Annotated in this window: 16 protein-coding genes; 9 read left to right on the top strand and 7 right to left on the bottom strand. The window is 70.2% G+C overall.

The genetic code is table 11. The features are described 5' to 3' along the window. Positions 1–72: 72 nt before the first annotated feature. The 3 genes from AB0J64_RS48335 to AB0J64_RS48325 all read right to left on the bottom strand — a co-directional run bounded on the left by AB0J64_RS48335 (position 73) and on the right by AB0J64_RS48325 (position 2,421). Positions 73–504: a peptidase inhibitor family I36 protein gene (locus AB0J64_RS48335; protein WP_364043184.1), complete on the bottom strand. Its 432-nt coding sequence runs from the start codon at positions 502–504 to the stop codon at positions 73–75. A 77-nt stretch (positions 505–581) separates the two neighbouring features. Continuing rightward, a complete protein-coding gene (locus AB0J64_RS48330) occupies positions 582–1,733 on the bottom strand; it encodes a right-handed parallel beta-helix repeat-containing protein (protein ID WP_364043182.1) in 1,152 nt (383 codons plus the stop codon). 103 nt (positions 1,734–1,836) lie between these two features. Further along, positions 1,837–2,421: a helix-turn-helix domain-containing protein gene (locus AB0J64_RS48325; protein ID WP_364043180.1), complete on the bottom strand. Its 585-nt coding sequence runs from the start codon at positions 2,419–2,421 to the stop codon at positions 1,837–1,839. Between the two features lie 117 nt (positions 2,422–2,538). Here AB0J64_RS48325 and AB0J64_RS48320 point away from each other — a divergent pair, with 117 nt between their 5' ends. Both AB0J64_RS48320 and AB0J64_RS48315 read left to right on the top strand, forming a co-directional pair. Further along, positions 2,539–2,946 carry an SgcJ/EcaC family oxidoreductase gene (locus tag AB0J64_RS48320; protein ID WP_364043178.1) on the top strand — a complete coding sequence of 136 codons (408 nt, stop codon included), beginning with the start codon at positions 2,539–2,541 and terminating at the stop codon, positions 2,944–2,946. Between the two features lie 100 nt (positions 2,947–3,046). After that, positions 3,047–4,111: a PQQ-dependent sugar dehydrogenase gene (locus tag AB0J64_RS48315; RefSeq protein WP_364043176.1), complete on the top strand. Its 1,065-nt coding sequence runs from the start codon at positions 3,047–3,049 to the stop codon at positions 4,109–4,111. A 75-nt stretch (positions 4,112–4,186) separates the two neighbouring features. Here the strand turns inward: AB0J64_RS48315 and AB0J64_RS48310 are convergent, their stop codons facing one another. Further along, positions 4,187–4,708, bottom strand: coding sequence for a snapalysin family zinc-dependent metalloprotease (locus tag AB0J64_RS48310; protein WP_364043174.1), 522 nt, complete (start codon positions 4,706–4,708; stop codon positions 4,187–4,189). 165 nt (positions 4,709–4,873) lie between these two features. Between AB0J64_RS48310 and AB0J64_RS48305 the strand changes: the two genes are divergently transcribed. The 4 genes from AB0J64_RS48305 (at position 4,874) to AB0J64_RS48290 (ending at position 9,071) form a co-directional block, all read left to right on the top strand. After that, positions 4,874–6,736, top strand: a complete 1,863-nt coding sequence (locus AB0J64_RS48305) for an ABC transporter ATP-binding protein (protein WP_364043172.1) — start codon at positions 4,874–4,876, stop codon at positions 6,734–6,736. A 100-nt stretch (positions 6,737–6,836) separates the two neighbouring features. Further along, a complete protein-coding gene (locus tag AB0J64_RS48300) occupies positions 6,837–7,484 on the top strand; it encodes a hypothetical protein (protein WP_364043170.1) in 648 nt (215 codons plus the stop codon). Further along, entirely contained in the window at positions 7,481–8,434 is a 954-nt protein-coding gene (locus tag AB0J64_RS48295) for a hypothetical protein (protein WP_364043168.1), read from the top strand. Before AB0J64_RS48300 ends, AB0J64_RS48295 begins: the two co-directional genes overlap by 4 nt. A gap of 88 nt (positions 8,435–8,522) precedes the next feature. Beyond that, a complete protein-coding gene (locus AB0J64_RS48290) occupies positions 8,523–9,071 on the top strand; it encodes a hypothetical protein (RefSeq protein WP_364043166.1) in 549 nt (182 codons plus the stop codon). On the opposite strand, the gene AB0J64_RS48285 is transcribed toward AB0J64_RS48290, so the two are convergent. Both AB0J64_RS48285 and AB0J64_RS48280 read right to left on the bottom strand, forming a co-directional pair. After that, complete coding sequence (locus AB0J64_RS48285) at positions 9,025–9,738, bottom strand: TetR/AcrR family transcriptional regulator (protein ID WP_364043164.1); 714 nt, start codon at positions 9,736–9,738, stop codon at positions 9,025–9,027. The genes AB0J64_RS48290 and AB0J64_RS48285 overlap by 47 nt on opposite strands. A 157-nt stretch (positions 9,739–9,895) precedes the next feature. Beyond that, entirely contained in the window at positions 9,896–10,300 is a 405-nt protein-coding gene (locus tag AB0J64_RS48280) for an STAS domain-containing protein (RefSeq protein ID WP_364043162.1), read from the bottom strand. 303 nt (positions 10,301–10,603) lie between these two features. On the opposite strand from AB0J64_RS48280, the gene AB0J64_RS48275 reads away from it, so the two are divergent. Together AB0J64_RS48275 and AB0J64_RS48270 are read left to right on the top strand one after the other, a co-directional pair. Beyond that, entirely contained in the window at positions 10,604–11,083 is a 480-nt protein-coding gene (locus AB0J64_RS48275; protein ID WP_364043160.1) for a hypothetical protein, read from the top strand. Further along, the gene (locus AB0J64_RS48270) at positions 11,080–11,289 is read left to right on the top strand and encodes a MarR family winged helix-turn-helix transcriptional regulator (RefSeq protein WP_364043158.1); all 210 of its coding nucleotides are present in this window, start codon (positions 11,080–11,082) and stop codon (positions 11,287–11,289) included. The genes AB0J64_RS48275 and AB0J64_RS48270 overlap by 4 nt, the downstream gene beginning before the upstream one ends. Here AB0J64_RS48270 and AB0J64_RS48265 read toward each other — a convergent pair. After that, positions 11,279–12,820: a glycoside hydrolase family 88 protein gene (locus AB0J64_RS48265; RefSeq protein WP_364043156.1), complete on the bottom strand. Its 1,542-nt coding sequence runs from the start codon at positions 12,818–12,820 to the stop codon at positions 11,279–11,281. The two genes, AB0J64_RS48270 and AB0J64_RS48265, sit on opposite strands and share 11 nt — an antisense overlap. A gap of 282 nt (positions 12,821–13,102) precedes the next feature. Here AB0J64_RS48265 and AB0J64_RS48260 point away from each other — a divergent pair, with 282 nt between their 5' ends. After that, entirely contained in the window at positions 13,103–15,520 is a 2,418-nt protein-coding gene (locus AB0J64_RS48260; protein ID WP_364043154.1) for a PQQ-dependent sugar dehydrogenase, read from the top strand. The last annotated feature ends 101 nt before the right edge of the window (positions 15,521–15,621 follow it).

Below are 15,621 nucleotides of genomic sequence, written 5' to 3'. Positions count from 1 at the left end.
CGTCTGATCACCGTCTGAAAGGAAACCCCCGGCCGGGGTCACCGGCCGGGGGTTTCCCCTTGTTGTGCGTGATCAGCCGTGCGAGTCGGCCGGGGCCGTCTTGGCGGTCAGTCCCTCCCCAGGGGGAGGGAAGCACGACGAGCCGTTCGGGCCGTCGAAGCGGACGGAGTCGAAGAAGTCGCGGAACGGCGTGTAGAAGTTGCCCTTCCCGGCGGGGCTGGTCACGGCAGAGCAGCCGCCGTAGTTCGCCTCCGAGAAGAGGTGGATGTACGAGCTCGTACGGTTCCAGTCGGACTTGGCGCGATCGGCGATGTTGTAAGCGGCCAGATCCGGGGTGTCGCTCTTGATCTGGACGATGTCGCCCGTGCCGTCGAGGCCGGAGAACAGGCAGTAGTAGCCGGCGGCGCAGCGGTCATAGCCGTCGGCCGCCTGGGCCGGCAGTGCCGTCAGCGCGAGAGCGGCGGCGGCGACCGGTAAAGCCAGTAGGTGAAGCTTCTTGCCCAAGACTCCTCCATTGGTGAAACTTTCCTTCCGGCACGATACATTGCGGGATCTTGTCAGGAAAGAGGGAGTTCGTCGGGTCAGAGGCGGGCGCCCGCGCCGGCACCGCTCTTCGGGCGGAGGAAGGTGGGGGAGGGGCCCAGGTCGGCCGGCATGGCGTTGGTGGCGGCGGCCGTCGCCGCCGTCGGGGTGATCCTGCCGTAGCCCGCGCCCGCCCGGACCGCCGACGGGACGCCCTGCGGCGGATCGACCGTGTAGCTGTAGTACGTGCGCGGCTCGACGACCGTTCCCGCGGTCTCCGGGGCGCCGGAGTTCACGAAGACGTTGTTGCGCTGGACGGCCCGGCCCGGGCCGCTGTCGGCGTACCCGCTCGCCGAGTAGAGCGGATGCGCCACGTTCTCGAAGTAGTTGCCCTCGACCACGGCCCCCGCGTTCTGCGTGGAGGCCACCCCGTACAGCTCGTTGTTCAGGAAGTAGTTGTTGTAGATGTGCACCGGCTCCCCGAAGCGGATGCGCGGGTGACGCTGGCGGCTGTTGTCGAAGAAGTTGTGGTGGATGGTCACCTTGAGATGCCCGACGTCCGTGCCCGCCGCGCCGTCGGAGTGGCTGATCAGCATGGTCTTGTCGGAGTGGTCGAAGTGGTTCCACGAGACGGTGACGTAGTCGGCGCCCCTGACGATGTCCACGGACCCGTCCACCGCGCCGGAGAACGTGTTGTGGTCGATCCAGATGTGGTGCGACTGCTGGCCGATGTTGATCGCGTCGTCCTCGGCGTCGGTGAAGCGGAGGTTGCGCACGATCACGTTGTACGACCGGTAGAAGTCCAGGCCTCCGCCGGTGATGTGCCCCGTGGTGCCGACGCCCACGATGGTCTTGTTGGGGCGCACCCCCTGCTTGCTGGTGATCGAGATCGTGCCCGAGACCTGGATGACGAGGGGCTCGAGGCTGTCGATGTACTCGAGGAACTGCTCGGCGTTCGTCGCGGTGACGGTCCTGCCGCCGGCGCCGCCGGTGGTGCCGTTCTGGCCGAGGGCGTTGAGTGCCGCGAACCCGATCGGCCCGTCGGCGGCCACGGCCTGCACGGTCGCGGCCTGCGCGGGTGCGGCCTGTGCGGTCGCGGCCTGTGCGGGTGCGGCCTGTGCTGGTGCGGGGCCGATCGACGGCGCGGCCAGTGCGACCGCCACGAGGACGGCCGCCGCCCAGTTCGGGGCGCGTAACGAGGTGAAAGGCATGGTGCTCTCCGTCTGCCAGGTGCCTCCATGGGATGGTCGGAAAGCGCTTTCCTTCGCGTATTATCGGCACTGCCTCACGGGCGGTAAAGCCCCGATGAAAGTTTCACGCCGCCCCCATCGCCCGCAGTCCGCCGATGAACAGCTCCAGGTGGCGCCGGGCGAGCTCGTGCTGGGTCTCCGCTGACAGTGGCCCTGGAAGGGGACGGGCGATGCGTGCGAGCATCATCACGACGTCCATGAACGTGACGTCCTCCGGCAGCGCGCCCGCCGCGTGGCAGTCGGCGATGATCCGCCGCACGGCGGCGGCGGACTCCTCGCGCACCGGTGACAGCTCCGGGTCGGCGGCGGGGTCCACCACGTCGAGCAGAGCAGGGAGCACGGCCGAGACCCGCAGCTCCAGGGCCTCGCGCAGGTAGCGCGCCAGCGCCTCGAACGGGTCGTGCTCCTCCTCGGCCGCCGTCGCCGCCGCCGCGGCGGTCCTGGTCAGCGCGTCCATGACGAGCGCGTGGAAGAGGGCGTCCCGGTCGGGGAAGCGGCGATAGAGCGTGGCGCTCCCGACCCCGGCGCGCCGGGCGATGTCGTCGAGCGGCACGTCGTGGCCGCGCTCGGCGACCAGGTCGCGTGCGGCGAGCAGGATCTGCTCCTGGTTGCGCCGGGCGTCGGCCCGCATGGGCTTGGACTTCACCATGCCACCTTAACCGCTAACCGGGGGAAATTTCCCCACTTGGGTTGTGCCGGCTCGCCGTCCCATGCGACAGTTAACCGGGGGATTTTTCCCCACTTATCTGGATGAAGGAGTAGACCCATGAGCAGTCAGGAGCAGGTCCTCGACCTCGTCGACCGCTGGGCGCAGGCCGAGCGCGACGGAGATGCCGACGCCTTCGACGACCTCCTCAGCGACGACTTCGCGGGCATCGGCCCCGTAGGGTTCAAGCTGGACAGGGAGCAGTGGGCCGACCGCCACCGCGGCGACCTGAAGAACCACCGCTTCGCGATCCTCGACCCGCAGGCGCGCCTCCACGGCGACACCGCGATCGTGAGCGGCGTGCAGGAGCAGCACACCACGGTCAGGGGGCGCGAGTCCGAACTCTCGTTCCGGGTGACGCTGGTCGCCGTCAGGCAGGGCGACCGCTGGCGGATCGCCAACATCCAGCTCAGCGGCCCGCTCCAGGACCCGTCGGCGCCGCCGCCGTTCGCCCGCGAGCGCGCCTGAAACTTTCACCCTTTTCGAAGTGACGCGAGGAGCGGCGGGCTACACCTGCGGATGACGGGTACGTAGAGAAATCTCGACAATCCCTGTCAAGGAGCTAGCCATGCGCGTACGTACCGTGATCATGCTCCTCTTAGCCGCCGCGGGGCTCGTCCTGGTGGCCCCGCCTCCGGCCTCCGCCATCGGCGGCTTCGACTACTCCCGGGCGCAGGTGGCCGCCACGGGCCTGCAGGTGCCGTGGGGGCTGGCGTTCCTGCCTGACGGCAGCGCGCTGGTCTCGGAGCGCACCACCGCCAGGATCCTGCAGGTGCGCCCCGGCCAGGCGCCCACGCAGGTGGCCACCGTCAACGGGGTCTCCGCCTCCGGGGAGGGCGGGCTGCTCGGCATCGCCGTGTCGCCGACGTACACCCAGGACCAGTGGGTGTACGCGTACTTCAGCACCGGCACCGACAACCGGCTCGTGCGCCTGCGGCTGAGCGCCCCGCAGACCCAGACCGTCCTGCTCTCCGGCGTGCCGCGGTCCTCCATCCACAACGGCGGGCGCATCGCGTTCGGCCCCGACGGCCTGCTGTACGTGGCCACCGGGGACGCGGGCAACACCGCCAACGCCCAGAACCTGAACACCCCCGCCGGGAAGATCCTGCGCATCAGGCCCGACGGCAGCATCCCGCCGGGCAACCCGTTCGGCAACTCCCGGGTCTACAGCTACGGGCACCGCAACGTGCAGGGGCTGGCCTGGGACACGCAGGGCCGGCTCTTCGCCGCCGAGCTGGGGCAGAACGCCAGGGACGAGGTCAACCTCATCGTGGCGGGCGGCAACTACGGCTGGCCCACGTGTGAGGGCGTCTGCGGCAACCCGTCGTACCGCGACCCCATCGTCACCTGGTCGACGGCCGAGGCGTCGCCGAGCGGGCTGGCGTACGCGAACAGCACGCTCTTCGTCGCCGCGCTGCGCGGGACGCGGCTCTGGACGGTGCCCGTGACGAGCGGCGGCGGGGCGGGGACGCCGGTCGCCGAGCTCCAGGGCACGTACGGGCGGCTGCGCGCGGTGACGGTCGGGCCCGACGGCTGGCTCTGGGTGACGACCAGCAACAGGGACGGCCGCGGCAGCCCGGTGGCCACGGACGACCGCATCGTCCGCGTCCCGCCCACCGGCACCGGCTCCTGACCGGACGCCCGCACGGGTGAGGACAGGCGGTCGGGCGGCGGTGTTCAGGGAGGGGGAGACCGCCGCCCGGCCGGGTCAGCGGTCCACGAGGAGCCGGTCGAACTCCACCTGCGGCGTGCTTCCCGCGAAGTTGCGGTCGACCTCGGCCCGCTCGGCGGCGCTCGGGTTCGGGTTGGTGCAGCTCACGCCCGCGCTCGACCCCGACATCAGGTCGGAGCAGAGCCCGGTGCGCCGGTCCGGGAGGCCCAGGATGTGGCCGATCTCGTGGGCGGCGATGCGGAGCGGGTTGTAGCCCTGGCCGGTGGCCTCCCTGCCCATCCAGATGGTGCCGCGGCCAAGACTGGTGGGGAGCGTCCGTGGCCAGCCGTTGTCGGCGTACACCACGAAGTCGGCGGGCGTTCCCTGGACAAGCCGGACGTTGGTGACACTGGAGTTCCAGATCTGGGCCGCCTGGTTCACCGCGGACACGAACTCCGCCGCCCTGCTGGGGTCGTACCTGACCACCCTGACCAGGACCGCGGCCTGCGCGGGCGCGGTGACCTGCAGGAACGCGAGGCCGAGTAAGAGGGACAGTGCGAGACGAAGGGGTTTCGGCACGTGGCCTCCTCCGGGAGTTGGGGGTGGCCGACACGGTAACCGCACTCTTAGCCCGGGGAAGAGCTACCAGATTGCCCCTATCACGGTGATATGACCCCTCGGTGGCTCGGCGGCCCCGAATTATCGAGATGACAGGCTGTCGGTGCCCGCCCGCATACTCAGAGCATGCAGGATGAGCCCCTCGAACTCGGCGAGATCGCCACTCCGAAATGGAACGTTCACAACGACAAGATGGCGGAGGTCGGCTTCCTGACCATCGCCAAGCGGCTCCCCTCACTGGTGGCCCAGGCGCTGCGCATGGCGTGGGGCGCGAGCCCGCGCGACATGCTCGCCACGATCAGCCTCAACCTCCTCGGCGGCGTCTTCACGGCCTTCGGCCTGCTGGCGACCACCGGCGTGCTCAGCGCCCTGTTCAGCGAGGGCCCCACCCCCGACCGGGTGATGGCCGCGCTGCCCAGCCTCGCCCTGGTCGGCGGCGCGGCCGTGCTGAGCACGACCGTCCAGGCGGGCGCGGGCTGGGCGGAGTCGCGCCTGACCCCGCAGATCACCCGGCTGACGGAGGAGCGCCTGTACGGCCTGACCAGCCGGGTCGAGCTGGTGGCCTACGACGACCCGGAGTTCCACGACGCGCTGGAACGCGCCGGGGGCCGGGGCGCGGCGGTGGCCGACTCCGTGGTGTCGGGAGCCGTCGACGTGGTCACGGCGTCGGTCGGCATCGTGGCCGCGGCCGGGGTGCTCGGCGTGCTCCACCCGGCGCTGCTGCCCCTGCTGCTGCTCGCCGTCCTGCCGGACGCGTGGGCGGCGGTCCGGAGCGCGCGCATGCGTTACGCCACCATGTACGGCCTGATCCCGGCCCGCCGCCGCAAGTGGATCATCGCGGAGCTGCTGGCGGAGCGGGAGTCGGCGGCCGAGGTGCGGTCGTTCACGATGCGCGGGTTCCTGCTGCGCATGTACGACGCGGTGGCCAGGGCCGAGCAGGAGGTCCTGCTCCGCCTGGCCCGCCGCCAGACCTTCGCCCGGCTGATCGGCGAGGCGCTGGGCGGCCTCGGCACCGGGCTGGTCTACGTCGCCCTGGGCGTGCTGTTGGCCCTGGCCGCCATCCCGCTGGCGGTGGCGGGCACGGCGGTCCTGGCCATCAGATCGGGTCAGGGCTCGCTCAGCAGCCTCCTGTACGCCACCAACCGGCTCTACGAGCAGGGGTTGTACTTCACGGACTTCCTGGAGTTCTGCGCCGACGCCGAACGCCGCCTGACCGCCCCCCGCCCCACCCCGGCCCCCGAGGGCTTCGACCGCATCGTCGCCTCGGGCCTGACCTTCACCTATCCGGGCGCCGACCAACCCGCGCTGCGGGACGTCTCCATCGAGATCAAACGCGGCGAGGTCATCGCCTTCGTCGGCGAGAACGGCTCCGGCAAGACCACCCTCGCCAAGATCCTCGCCGGTCTGTACGAGCCCGACTCCGGCACGGTCTGCTGGGACTCCACCGATCTGCGCGAGGTCGACCCCGAAGACCTCCGCATGCGCACCGCCGTCATCGCCCAGGACCACACCCGCTGGCCCCTGACCGCCCGCTACAACATCACCATGGGCACCGACAAAGGCCCGGAGGCTCTGGACGCGGCCGCCGCCGTGGCCGGCGCCGACGAGGTCATCGCCGGCCTCCCGCACGGCTACCGCACCCTGCTGGACCGCCGCTTCAAGGACGGCCACGAGCTCTCCGGCGGCCAGTGGCAGCGCATCGCCGTGGCCCGCGGCTTCCACCGCGACGCCAACCTGCTCATCTGCGACGAACCCACCGCCGCTCTCGACGCCCGCGCCGAACACGCCCTCTTCGAACGCATCCGCCACCACTCCGACGGCCGCACCGTCCTGCTCATCACCCACCGCCTGGCCAGCGTCCGCTACGCCGACCGCATCTACGTCCTCGACCACGGCAAGATCACCGAGCAGGGTGACCACGCCACCCTGATGTCCCTCGACGGCCTCTACGCCGACCTCTACACCCTCCAGGCCGCCGCCTACCGCTGAACCGCCATCCCCTGCTCCTGTCCGGCCCGGCGCCCCGAGCTGGATTTGAGCAGGGGGATACTCAAGACCTTCGCGGATCGCGCGCTTAGCGTCGTGAACCATGAAGACCAGGACGGTTGCGACGGTACTCGCCTTGTGCCTCACCATCGGGGCGTGCAAGAGCGGGGCCTTCGAAGGGCCGGACGCGGCAGACCGGCCCGACGGCACCTCGACCCGCGCGGGGAAGCAGGACCCTCCGGCGGGGAAGCAGCGGACCAAATACGGCTTCACCCTCCCCACCGGGAACACGGCGGTGGACGTCAACGAGGGGCGAGTGTACGACGCTCTGGCGGAGGGGGACTGCCCCGGTGCTCAGACGGCGCTCGACGAGACCAAGGGAAACTTCAGGACAGCGACTACCGTGCCGCTCTTCCAGGCCGGGGTGTATCTGTGCCGGAAGGACGTGGCCTCGGCCAAGTCCGAGTACGCCCGGCTGGCGTGGGAGGGGTCGGACGTCTGGTTCATCTGCGAGCTGCATCGAGCGGTGGGGAGCGTCGTCAAGCAGAAGCCGAAGTCCGCCTTCGGAGGCTGCCCGCCGGTCGAGCCGCTGCCTCAGAGCCCGGAGGAGAGTCCGGATCCTGCCGAGTCTCCTGATCCGGCCGGCACGCCCGATCCGGAGAGCACGCCTGATCCGGGACAGACCCCCGACTCAGGCGAGACTCCGGACTCGGGCTCCGGCACGGACACGGGATCGGGATCGGGATCGTGACGAGCGAGCCCACCGTCGAGAATCGCAAGGAGCCGGCCGAGCCGGAGCCGGAGCCCCATGGCTCCGTCGAGGCGGCCGAGCCGTCGCCTGACGACCTCGTGGAGGCGGCCGAGCCCGCCGGGTCCACCGGACATCCGGTGCTCCGGTGGGCGCTGGTCGTGCTGGCCAACGTCACCGTCACGACCGCGCTGCTGGTGTACTTCGGCTGGCAGCTCAGCGCCGTCCAGGCGTTCGAGCTGGGCATCGACGAGAGCATCCTCGACATGTCCACCAAGGACTATGTGCTGCGGAGCGTGCGCCCGGTGCTGGTCCTCCTGATGATCATTGGCGTTGCCGGGCTGCTCTGGCTGCAGGCCGACCACGTGCTCGCTCCGCGCGCGAGGAAGGACGGCACAGGAGACCGCCTGATCAGACACACCCTCCGCGCCCTGTCCCTGGCCTGGCTGGTGCTGCCGCTCGCGATGTGGGCGCTGGGCTTCGTCCTGCAGACGGCCTCGTTCCTGGCCTTCCCGTTCAGCATCGGCGCCGGTGTCCTGCTCACCTTGTACGGAACGCACCTCCGCACCCTGCTGCCCGGCGCTTCCCCGCGCGACGGCCTGCCGCTGCTGTACACGTTCACCTCGATCATCGTCTGTGTGTCGCTGTTCTACGGCGCCACCAACCTGGCCATCTACCAGGGTGTCTCCTTGGCGCAGAACCTCATCGTCGGCGATCTCACGAAAGTGACCCTCTACAGCACCGAGCGCCTGTACCTGGGAGCCGGCAAGGAGTCCGCCCTGCCCGCCTCGACCGGCAAGGCCGCCTACACGTACCGGTACGGCAACCTCCGCCTGTTCGCGCACACCGGTGGCCGCTACTTCCTGATCGCCGACGATTGGCGGCGTGACCAGGGCGTGGTCGTCATGCTCACGGAGTCGAGCACGATCCGCCTGGAGCTGGGAGGTTCTTAAACAAAGTTCGAGCAGTACTTGCACATTGTTCAAGTGCTTCTTAGAGTCGTACTTGAACAATGTGCAAGTAGCTACTCGAGAGGCTCCCATGCCAGTCCCCGTCCTCGTCGCATCCGCGCTGCAGTACGCGCTCGCCGCGACCTTTCTCATCCTCCCCGCCATCGTCCACACCCACGGAGAGCGGGCACAGCGGGCGGCCGAAGCGGTCGTGACCCGGCAGGGAGTGCCTGCCACCGCCCTCGCCCAGCACCGGATCAAGTTCGCCGAGAGCGTCGTCGAGCTGCTGTTCCCGATCGGCATCGCCGTCGCCTTCGCCGCGCTGGCCTCGCTCGGCCTGGCGGGAAGCGGGGCCGGCCGGATCCTGTCGTGGATCGCGGCGGCGGTCATGCTGACCGCCGGCGGGTTCGTCACCGGCAGCCAGATCTTCGCCGCCCGCTACGTCGCGGCGGCGTTCAGGAAGTCAGGCGACCCGGCAGTGCGGGAGCTCGACGGACGAGCGGTGGTACGGGCGGCGCAGGAGGCGTTCCCCGCCGCGCTGCGCCCGCTGATCGTGCTTCGCTTCGTGCTCGCGACGGCGGGCTCGCTCGCCGTCATCGTCCTGCTGGCGACTCCGGGCGCGAGCGCCTATTTCCGTTAGCCAGCCGCGCCTCCAGGCCGTCGAGGATGGTCCGCAGCCCGAACTCGAACGTGGCCTCGTCCGGCAGGGCAGGCGTCTCTTCGACCGACGGCATACTGCGGGCCCGCAGCCGGGGATAGCGCTGGGCGATCTCGCCGATGCGCTCGAGGGTCTCGCGCAGCTGCTGTTCCTCGTCGGCCCCCGCCCTGCGGAGGCGGGCGCGCCATGCCAGTTCGGCCGCCTCGCCCTGGGCGGCGCCGATCACGTACATGAGTACGGTCGCCGACGCCTGGTCCGCATCCCGTCCGCCGAACCCGGCTGCCTCGTAGACGGCCAGGCACCGGTCGTCGTATCTGGCCTTGTTCGGGCCGTGGATGAGGTGGGTGCTCATGGCCGTGACCATCCAGAAGTGCCGGCCGAGCATGTCGTGCGCGCCGGAGGCCAGCGCCGCCGCGGCCGCCCGCCAGCCGACCTCGTCGGGGTCGGGCAGCCGGATCTCGTCCCACACGTGGTCGGCGGCCAGCACGACCAGGTCGTCCTTGCTCTTGACGTGCCAGTACATCGCCGTGGCCGCCGCCCCCAGCTGGGCTCCCAGGCGCCGCATGTTCAGCCCGTCCACGCCCTCGGCGTCCAGCACCGCGACGGCGGCCCGGACGATCTGCTCCCGAGTAAGGGTGTCGCGCGGCATGAGCCCCAACTTTATCGCCCGAGCAGTGCGGCGGAGATGAGCCTTGCTGATCCCGACGCGGTTCGGGGGAGCCGCCACCACTGAAGGCCGTTCCCCCGCCACGGGCGAAGACCGTGATGCCCGCTGATGCGCTGGACGGCACGGCGGCCTGAAAGGCTCACACCGCGTCTCTGCCGCGGTCCTCGGCCGACGGGCCGAGGGACTCGGGGGCCGGGTTGCCGAGCGCCGCGAGTACGGCCTGCTCCACCGTGGCGTGCACGTGCAGGACGGTGTGCGCCTGCGTGATCTCCATGATCCTCGCGAGCTTCGGAGGGGGCGCGGCCAGGCGCAGGCTGCCGCCGTGCTGGCGGGCGTAGGCATGGGTGTTGAGCAGGACGCGAAGGCCTGAACTCCCCATGAACTGAGCCTCGCTGAGATCGATCACCACATGCTCGCCCGGCACCCGGCGGCTGCGCCGGATGTAGCGGTCGAGCCGCCCGGCGGTGGCGGCGTCGACCTCGCCGGCCACCGAGATAACGCTCACGCCCGGCAACCTCTGAGTGACGAACGACAGATCCGGCATGCGACGCCTACCGATCGCGAATCCTGTGGCTTGCCCGTATCGCACCATATCCGGGCGTCCGCCTTTCGCCTAGATACCGCCGCTCACTTCTTCCCCGGAATCGTCAGGGCACACGAACCGCAGGTGAGCAGGCGATTCAAGGAACCCACACGAACTCTGCAAGACCGGCTCGGCACACTGGGGCCTCCGGTACGAGCGATTGCGGGAGTCGGCATATTCAGCACGCAACAGCGGACGGAAATTCGAATAACCGCGGCGCCGCGAATTTCGGTGTCGCTTTCGCCGAGTTTGACCGTCCTCGCCATGATCACGGACGCGCTCGCGGGCCGTCACCGCGGCCTTCCCCAAGCGTGGAGGAGCGCGGTCCAGTCGAGGGCGAGCCGCCGGTCACGGGAGATCGTACGGCCGCTGGGCGCCCCCGGCTGCTCCGTTGCGCCTGACAGCGTCGTGCCGCGCGCGCCGGTTGGCGACGACTCCGTGCAGGAGCAGATCGACCTCCTGCGTGACATGTCGCCCGACACCCTGCTCAAGGACCTCGAGCAGGCGTTCGGGCAGTTGCCCGCGCACTGGCGGGCGGCCGCCGAGCGGCCCGGCCGCTGGCTGCACGGGTACGCCGGCGCGTTCGCCGACGTCTGGGCCACGGCCGAGCGCTTGTGGAGCCGGGCCAGGCCGCTGCTCGACAGGGAGGTCGCGCGCGTGGGCGTGGCGAGCGTGCGGGGCGGCCTCGACGAGCTGCTCGGCTCGGTCGCCGAGCGCCTCGTCCGTGACGAGAACGGCCCATGACCATGGCCATGCTGGCCGGCGGGATGAACATCCCGCCGAGCAGCATCACGTTCCACTGCGACCGGCTGGTCGCGGCCCGGCTCATCGCCCGCGAGCGCAGGGGCCGCGAGGTGTGGATCGACCGCACGCCCCCGGGCGGGGGAGCTGCTCGAGCTCTGCCTCCGCTGGACGAAGGACACGTCTGGGGAGGGCGGCCTACCGGCTGAGCTGCTCGTTCATGATGAGGAACGCCCCCAGCCCGTGGAAGTCGTTGACCGGCCGGGCACGCCCGAAGTAGTAGCTGAGCGAGTCGCTGGCGTTGGTGCCCTCGCTGACGCCCACGAGGTTGGTCCGTCCGTCGGAGCCGAGTGACACCTGGGCCAGGACGCCCTGGTAGCCGCGTTCCGCGTTCGCGCGGTAGGAGGCGTCCACGTACCCGCGCTCGACCGCCCGCGAGATCGTGTACGTGTACATCGCCGAGCACGACGTCTCCGTCCAGTTCGACGGGTTCGACGGCTCGGTGACCACCTGCCACCAGCGGCCCGTGGCCGGGTCCTGCCAGCGGGCGTACGCGGGCACGAGCTCGCGCAGGATGTCGATCAGCGCCGCCCGGCGCGGATGGTCGGCAGGGAGCAGCTCGAGGATGTCGGTGACGGCCATCCCGAACCAGCCCATCGCCCGGCACCACGAGATCCCGTTCGTGTTGCCCAGTGAGGGTTTGACCCAGGACGCGGTGGGGCCGCCCGGCTCGTCGTAGGCGTGGTACAACAGCCCGGCGGCCTGGCCCGACGTGCGGCGCAGGTGGCTCCAGTAGATCTCGAGCTGCTTGGCCGGCTCGGCGCTGGTGAAGGAGTCGCCCGCCACCCAGGCGCCGTAGCGGGCGAGGAACGGGTCCACCATGTAGACGCCGTCGCCCCAGAGCTGGCCCTCGCGCGAGCTGGACGTGGAGTGCCACCAGCCGCCGTCGGAGGTGCGCGGGTACGTGTTCAGCCGGGTCCTGATCTTGGCCGCGGCCGTGCGGTAGCGGGCCTGGCCGGTCTCCCGGTAGAGGGCGAGCAGGACGTTGCCGGCCTGCATGCTGTCCAGGTTGTTGAAGCTCTGCGAGATGCCGCCGGAGGAGTCCACGAACCGGTCGGCCCAGTCCTTGATGTACTGCAGGTAGCGGGGCTCTCCCGTGCGCTGGTAGACGAGGTACTGGCCCCAGAGGTAGAGGCCCTGCGGGTAGCTCCAGCCGCCGAGAGAGCTGGGGGAGAAGCGGGCCATCGTCGAGTCGACCATCGCCCTGGACCAGTCGGTGCCCGTCGCGGAGTCCACGCTCAGCGAGTCGAGGTTCGGGCCGCCGTTGGCGGTGGTGGCCGCGGCCCTGACCGCGTTCGTGCCCGCCGCCAGCTCGGCCCGGACCGTCACCGTCCGCCAAGTGGTCCAGGAGCCGGTGCCGGGGAAGGAGAGCGTCGTGGTCGTGCCGCCGGCCGTGATGCTCATCGGCCGGTCGGCGCCCGTGCCGTTGGCGTAGCGGAAGGCGAGCGTGACGGTTCCCGGCCCGTTCACGGTCCACTCGACGGACGATCCCGCTACATTGTCGAAGTTGACGAAGCCCGTGCCGGTGAAGCCGGCGTGGTTCGACTCCACGATGCCCTGCGAGATCGTTCCGTTCTCGGCCTCGTAGAGGGTGGCAGCCGCGGCCGGAGCGGCGGCAACCGGTTGCAGAAACACGAGCGCGCCGAGTGCGGCGGCGCTGGTCGCGCGAAGACGTCCCATGTATCACTCCGGGTCTGACGAGCGGTGATGCCGTGCCGCCGGTCCAGATGTATGGCACCCAGCGGCGCATGGCTCCGATCTCCTGAGTCGCATTACAGGCATACATCCCGACCTGGCGCCTGTCTACCGGTCACTTTCATCCGATGTATCCGAAGCGAAGAGTTAGGAAAGTTTCCTAAAATATGGACCGTTCCAAGTATTGACGCCCACGGCGGTTTGTGACAAACGTTTGGAAAGCTCCCTCCCCTTACTCGAGGCATCACTCTCAGCCAGGAGCGCCCGATGAACTTCAGCAAGTCCCGGGCCTGCGTCATCGCCTGCTTACTCGCCCTGGGAATGACGGCCGTCACCGTCCCAGCCGAAGCGGCGCCCACCCGGTACGAAGCCGAGAACGCGACGATCTCCCAGGGCGTCGTCGAGTCCAACCACGCCGGCTACTCCGGCACCGGCTTCGTCAACGGGGACAACGTCGCCGGCTCGTACACCGAATGGACCGTCAACGCGCCCAGCGCGGGCACCGCCACGCTGGCCTTCCGCTACGCCAACGGCACCGGCGCCGACCGGCCGAGCGACATCGCGGTCAACGGCGCGACCGTCGCCGCCGCCCGGTCGTTCCCCGCCACCGGCGCCTGGACCACCTGGACCACGGTCACGCTGACCGCCCAGCTCACGGCGGGCGCGAACAAGATCAGGGCCACCGCCGCGGGCGCGGGCGGCAACCCGAACTGGGACTACCTCGACGCCGAGGTCCAGTCGTCGACCTTCACCGACTACCAGGCGGAGTCCGCGACGATCTCGCAGGGCGTCGTCGAGTCGAACCACGCCGGCTTCACCGGCTCCGGCTTCGTCAACTACGACAACGTCACCGGCTCGTACGTCGAGTTCGCCGTCAGCGCGGCGAGCGCGGGCACCCAGAGCCTGACCTTCCGCTTCGCCAACGGCACCACCACCGACCGGCCGATGACCATCACCGTCAACGGCACCGCCGTCGCCACCGCCCGCTCCTTCCCGGGCACCGGCGCCTGGACCACCTGGCAGGAGATCAGCGTCGACGCGCCGCTCAACGCGGGCGGCAACACGGTCAGGGCCACGGCCACCACCGACAACGGCGGGCCCAACCTCGACCGGCTGCGGGTCAGCGGCCCGGGTGACACCGAGAAGCCGACCTCGCCGGGGCAGCCGACGTGCTCCGACATCTCCTACAACGCCCTGACCCTGGACTGGCCGCCGTCCACCGACAACATCGGCGTCGTCGCGTACGACATCTATCACCAGGGCCAGCAGATCGCGACCGCGACCGCGCCGCCGTACCGGCTGACCGGGCTCAACCCGAACTTCTCCTACCAGCTGTCGGTGTTCGCCCGCGACGCCTCCGGCAACGTGTCGCTGAGCAGCCCCGAGGCGAACTGCCAGACGCTGCCCGCGCCCGCCGACGACCCGCCGTCGCAGCCGGGACAGCCCACCGTCAGCGGCGTGCAGGCCACCTCGGCGACCGTGACCTGGGGCGCCTCCACGGACGACAACGGGGTGCGCGCCTACCTGGTGCGTGACAACGCCACCAACGCCGTGCTCGCCACGGTCACCGGGACCCCGCCCGCCACCACGGCCAGTGTGCCGCTCGAATGCGCGCACACGTACCAGGTGCACGTCGTCGCGCGTGACACCGCCAACCAGCTCTCGACGCCGAGCGCGCCGTCCGCGTCGTTCACCACGGGCGGCTGCGGCACCGTGCCGCAGACGCCGACCAGCGTCGCCGGCGGCTGGGACGTGCCGTGGGACATCTCCTGGGCGCCGGACGGCTCGTACGCGCTGGTGACCGAGCGCGACACGTTCAAGGTGTTCAAGATCACCCCGTCGGGCACCAAGACGCAGGTCGGCACCGTGCCCAACGTGCAGACCACCGACGGCGAGGGCGGCCTGATGGGCCTGGACTTCTCGCCCACCTGGAACGGCACGACCGACCAGGAGGTGTTCTTCATGCACACCGCCTCCGAGGGCAACCGGGTCGCGAAGATGAACTTCAACGGCACCGCGCTCAGCGGCTACGCCACCATCCTGCAGGGCATCGACAAGAACCGGTACCACAACGGCGGGCGGATCAGGTTCGGCCCCGACGGCTACCTGTACGTCACCACCGGGGACGCGCAGTCGTCGAGCAACGCGCCCGACCTCGACTCGCTCAACGGCAAGATCCTGCGCATCACCAAGACCGGCGCCGCCGCGCCCGGCAACCCGTTCGGCACCCGCGTCTACAGCTACGGCCACCGCAACCCGCAGGGCCTGGCCTGGGACTCGGCCGGCCGCCTGTGGTCGTCGGAGCTGGGCAACTCCTCGCGTGACGAGCTCAACCTCATCCAGCCGGGCAAGAACTACGGCTGGCCCACCTGCGAGGGCACCTGCAGCACCTCCGGCATGACGAACCCGAAGTACACCTGGAGCGTCTCCGAGGCCTCGCCGAGCGGCATCGCCATCGTCAACAACACCGTCTTCATGGCGGCGCTGCGCGGCCAGCGGCTGTGGCGCATCGTGCTGAACGGCGAGAACGTCTCGACCGTCAACTCGTACTTCAACGGCACGTACGGCCGGCTCCGCGCGGTCGAGAAGGTGCCCGGAGCCAACGCCATCTGGTTCGGCTCCACCAACTCCGACAACAACGGCGACGGCTCGGCCGACACGATCCGGCGCTCCAACATCCAGTAGTCACCCCCCTCGACGCCGGCGGCCGCGCAGCAGCTTGATCCACGACCGCATCGAGTCGAAGATGAAGAACCCCGGCCCCGACGAGGTCGCCTGGACCCAGT

Source organism: Nonomuraea sp. NPDC049695 (assembly GCF_040674955.1).
Classification (GTDB): Bacteria; Actinomycetota; Actinomycetes; order Streptosporangiales; family Streptosporangiaceae; genus Nonomuraea; species Nonomuraea helvata.
The sequence above is the reverse complement of the archived record's forward strand: the minus strand, read 5'-3'. Positions and strand labels throughout refer to the sequence as shown.

What these genes read in the sequence shown, in the direction of transcription:
- AB0J64_RS48330 (WP_364043182.1), bottom strand. Translation starts at nt 1,733, where the DNA reads ATGCCTTTCACCTCGTTACGCGCCCCGAACTGGGCGGCGGCCGTCCTC.
- AB0J64_RS48325 (WP_364043180.1), bottom strand. Translation starts at nt 2,421, where the DNA reads ATGGTGAAGTCCAAGCCCATGCGGGCCGACGCCCGGCGCAACCAGGAG.
- AB0J64_RS48320 (WP_364043178.1), top strand. Translation starts at nt 2,539, where the DNA reads ATGAGCAGTCAGGAGCAGGTCCTCGACCTCGTCGACCGCTGGGCGCAG.
- AB0J64_RS48315 (WP_364043176.1), top strand. Translation starts at nt 3,047, where the DNA reads ATGCGCGTACGTACCGTGATCATGCTCCTCTTAGCCGCCGCGGGGCTC.
- AB0J64_RS48305 (WP_364043172.1), top strand. Translation starts at nt 4,874, where the DNA reads ATGCAGGATGAGCCCCTCGAACTCGGCGAGATCGCCACTCCGAAATGG.
- AB0J64_RS48300 (WP_364043170.1), top strand. Translation starts at nt 6,837, where the DNA reads ATGAAGACCAGGACGGTTGCGACGGTACTCGCCTTGTGCCTCACCATC.
- AB0J64_RS48290 (WP_364043166.1), top strand. Translation starts at nt 8,523, where the DNA reads ATGCCAGTCCCCGTCCTCGTCGCATCCGCGCTGCAGTACGCGCTCGCC.
- AB0J64_RS48285 (WP_364043164.1), bottom strand. Translation starts at nt 9,738, where the DNA reads ATGCCGCGCGACACCCTTACTCGGGAGCAGATCGTCCGGGCCGCCGTC.
- AB0J64_RS48280 (WP_364043162.1), bottom strand. Translation starts at nt 10,300, where the DNA reads ATGCCGGATCTGTCGTTCGTCACTCAGAGGTTGCCGGGCGTGAGCGTT.
- AB0J64_RS48275 (WP_364043160.1), top strand. Translation starts at nt 10,604, where the DNA reads ATGATCACGGACGCGCTCGCGGGCCGTCACCGCGGCCTTCCCCAAGCG.
- AB0J64_RS48270 (WP_364043158.1), top strand. Translation starts at nt 11,080, where the DNA reads ATGACCATGGCCATGCTGGCCGGCGGGATGAACATCCCGCCGAGCAGC.
- AB0J64_RS48265 (WP_364043156.1), bottom strand. Translation starts at nt 12,820, where the DNA reads ATGGGACGTCTTCGCGCGACCAGCGCCGCCGCACTCGGCGCGCTCGTG.
- AB0J64_RS48260 (WP_364043154.1), top strand. Translation starts at nt 13,103, where the DNA reads ATGAACTTCAGCAAGTCCCGGGCCTGCGTCATCGCCTGCTTACTCGCC.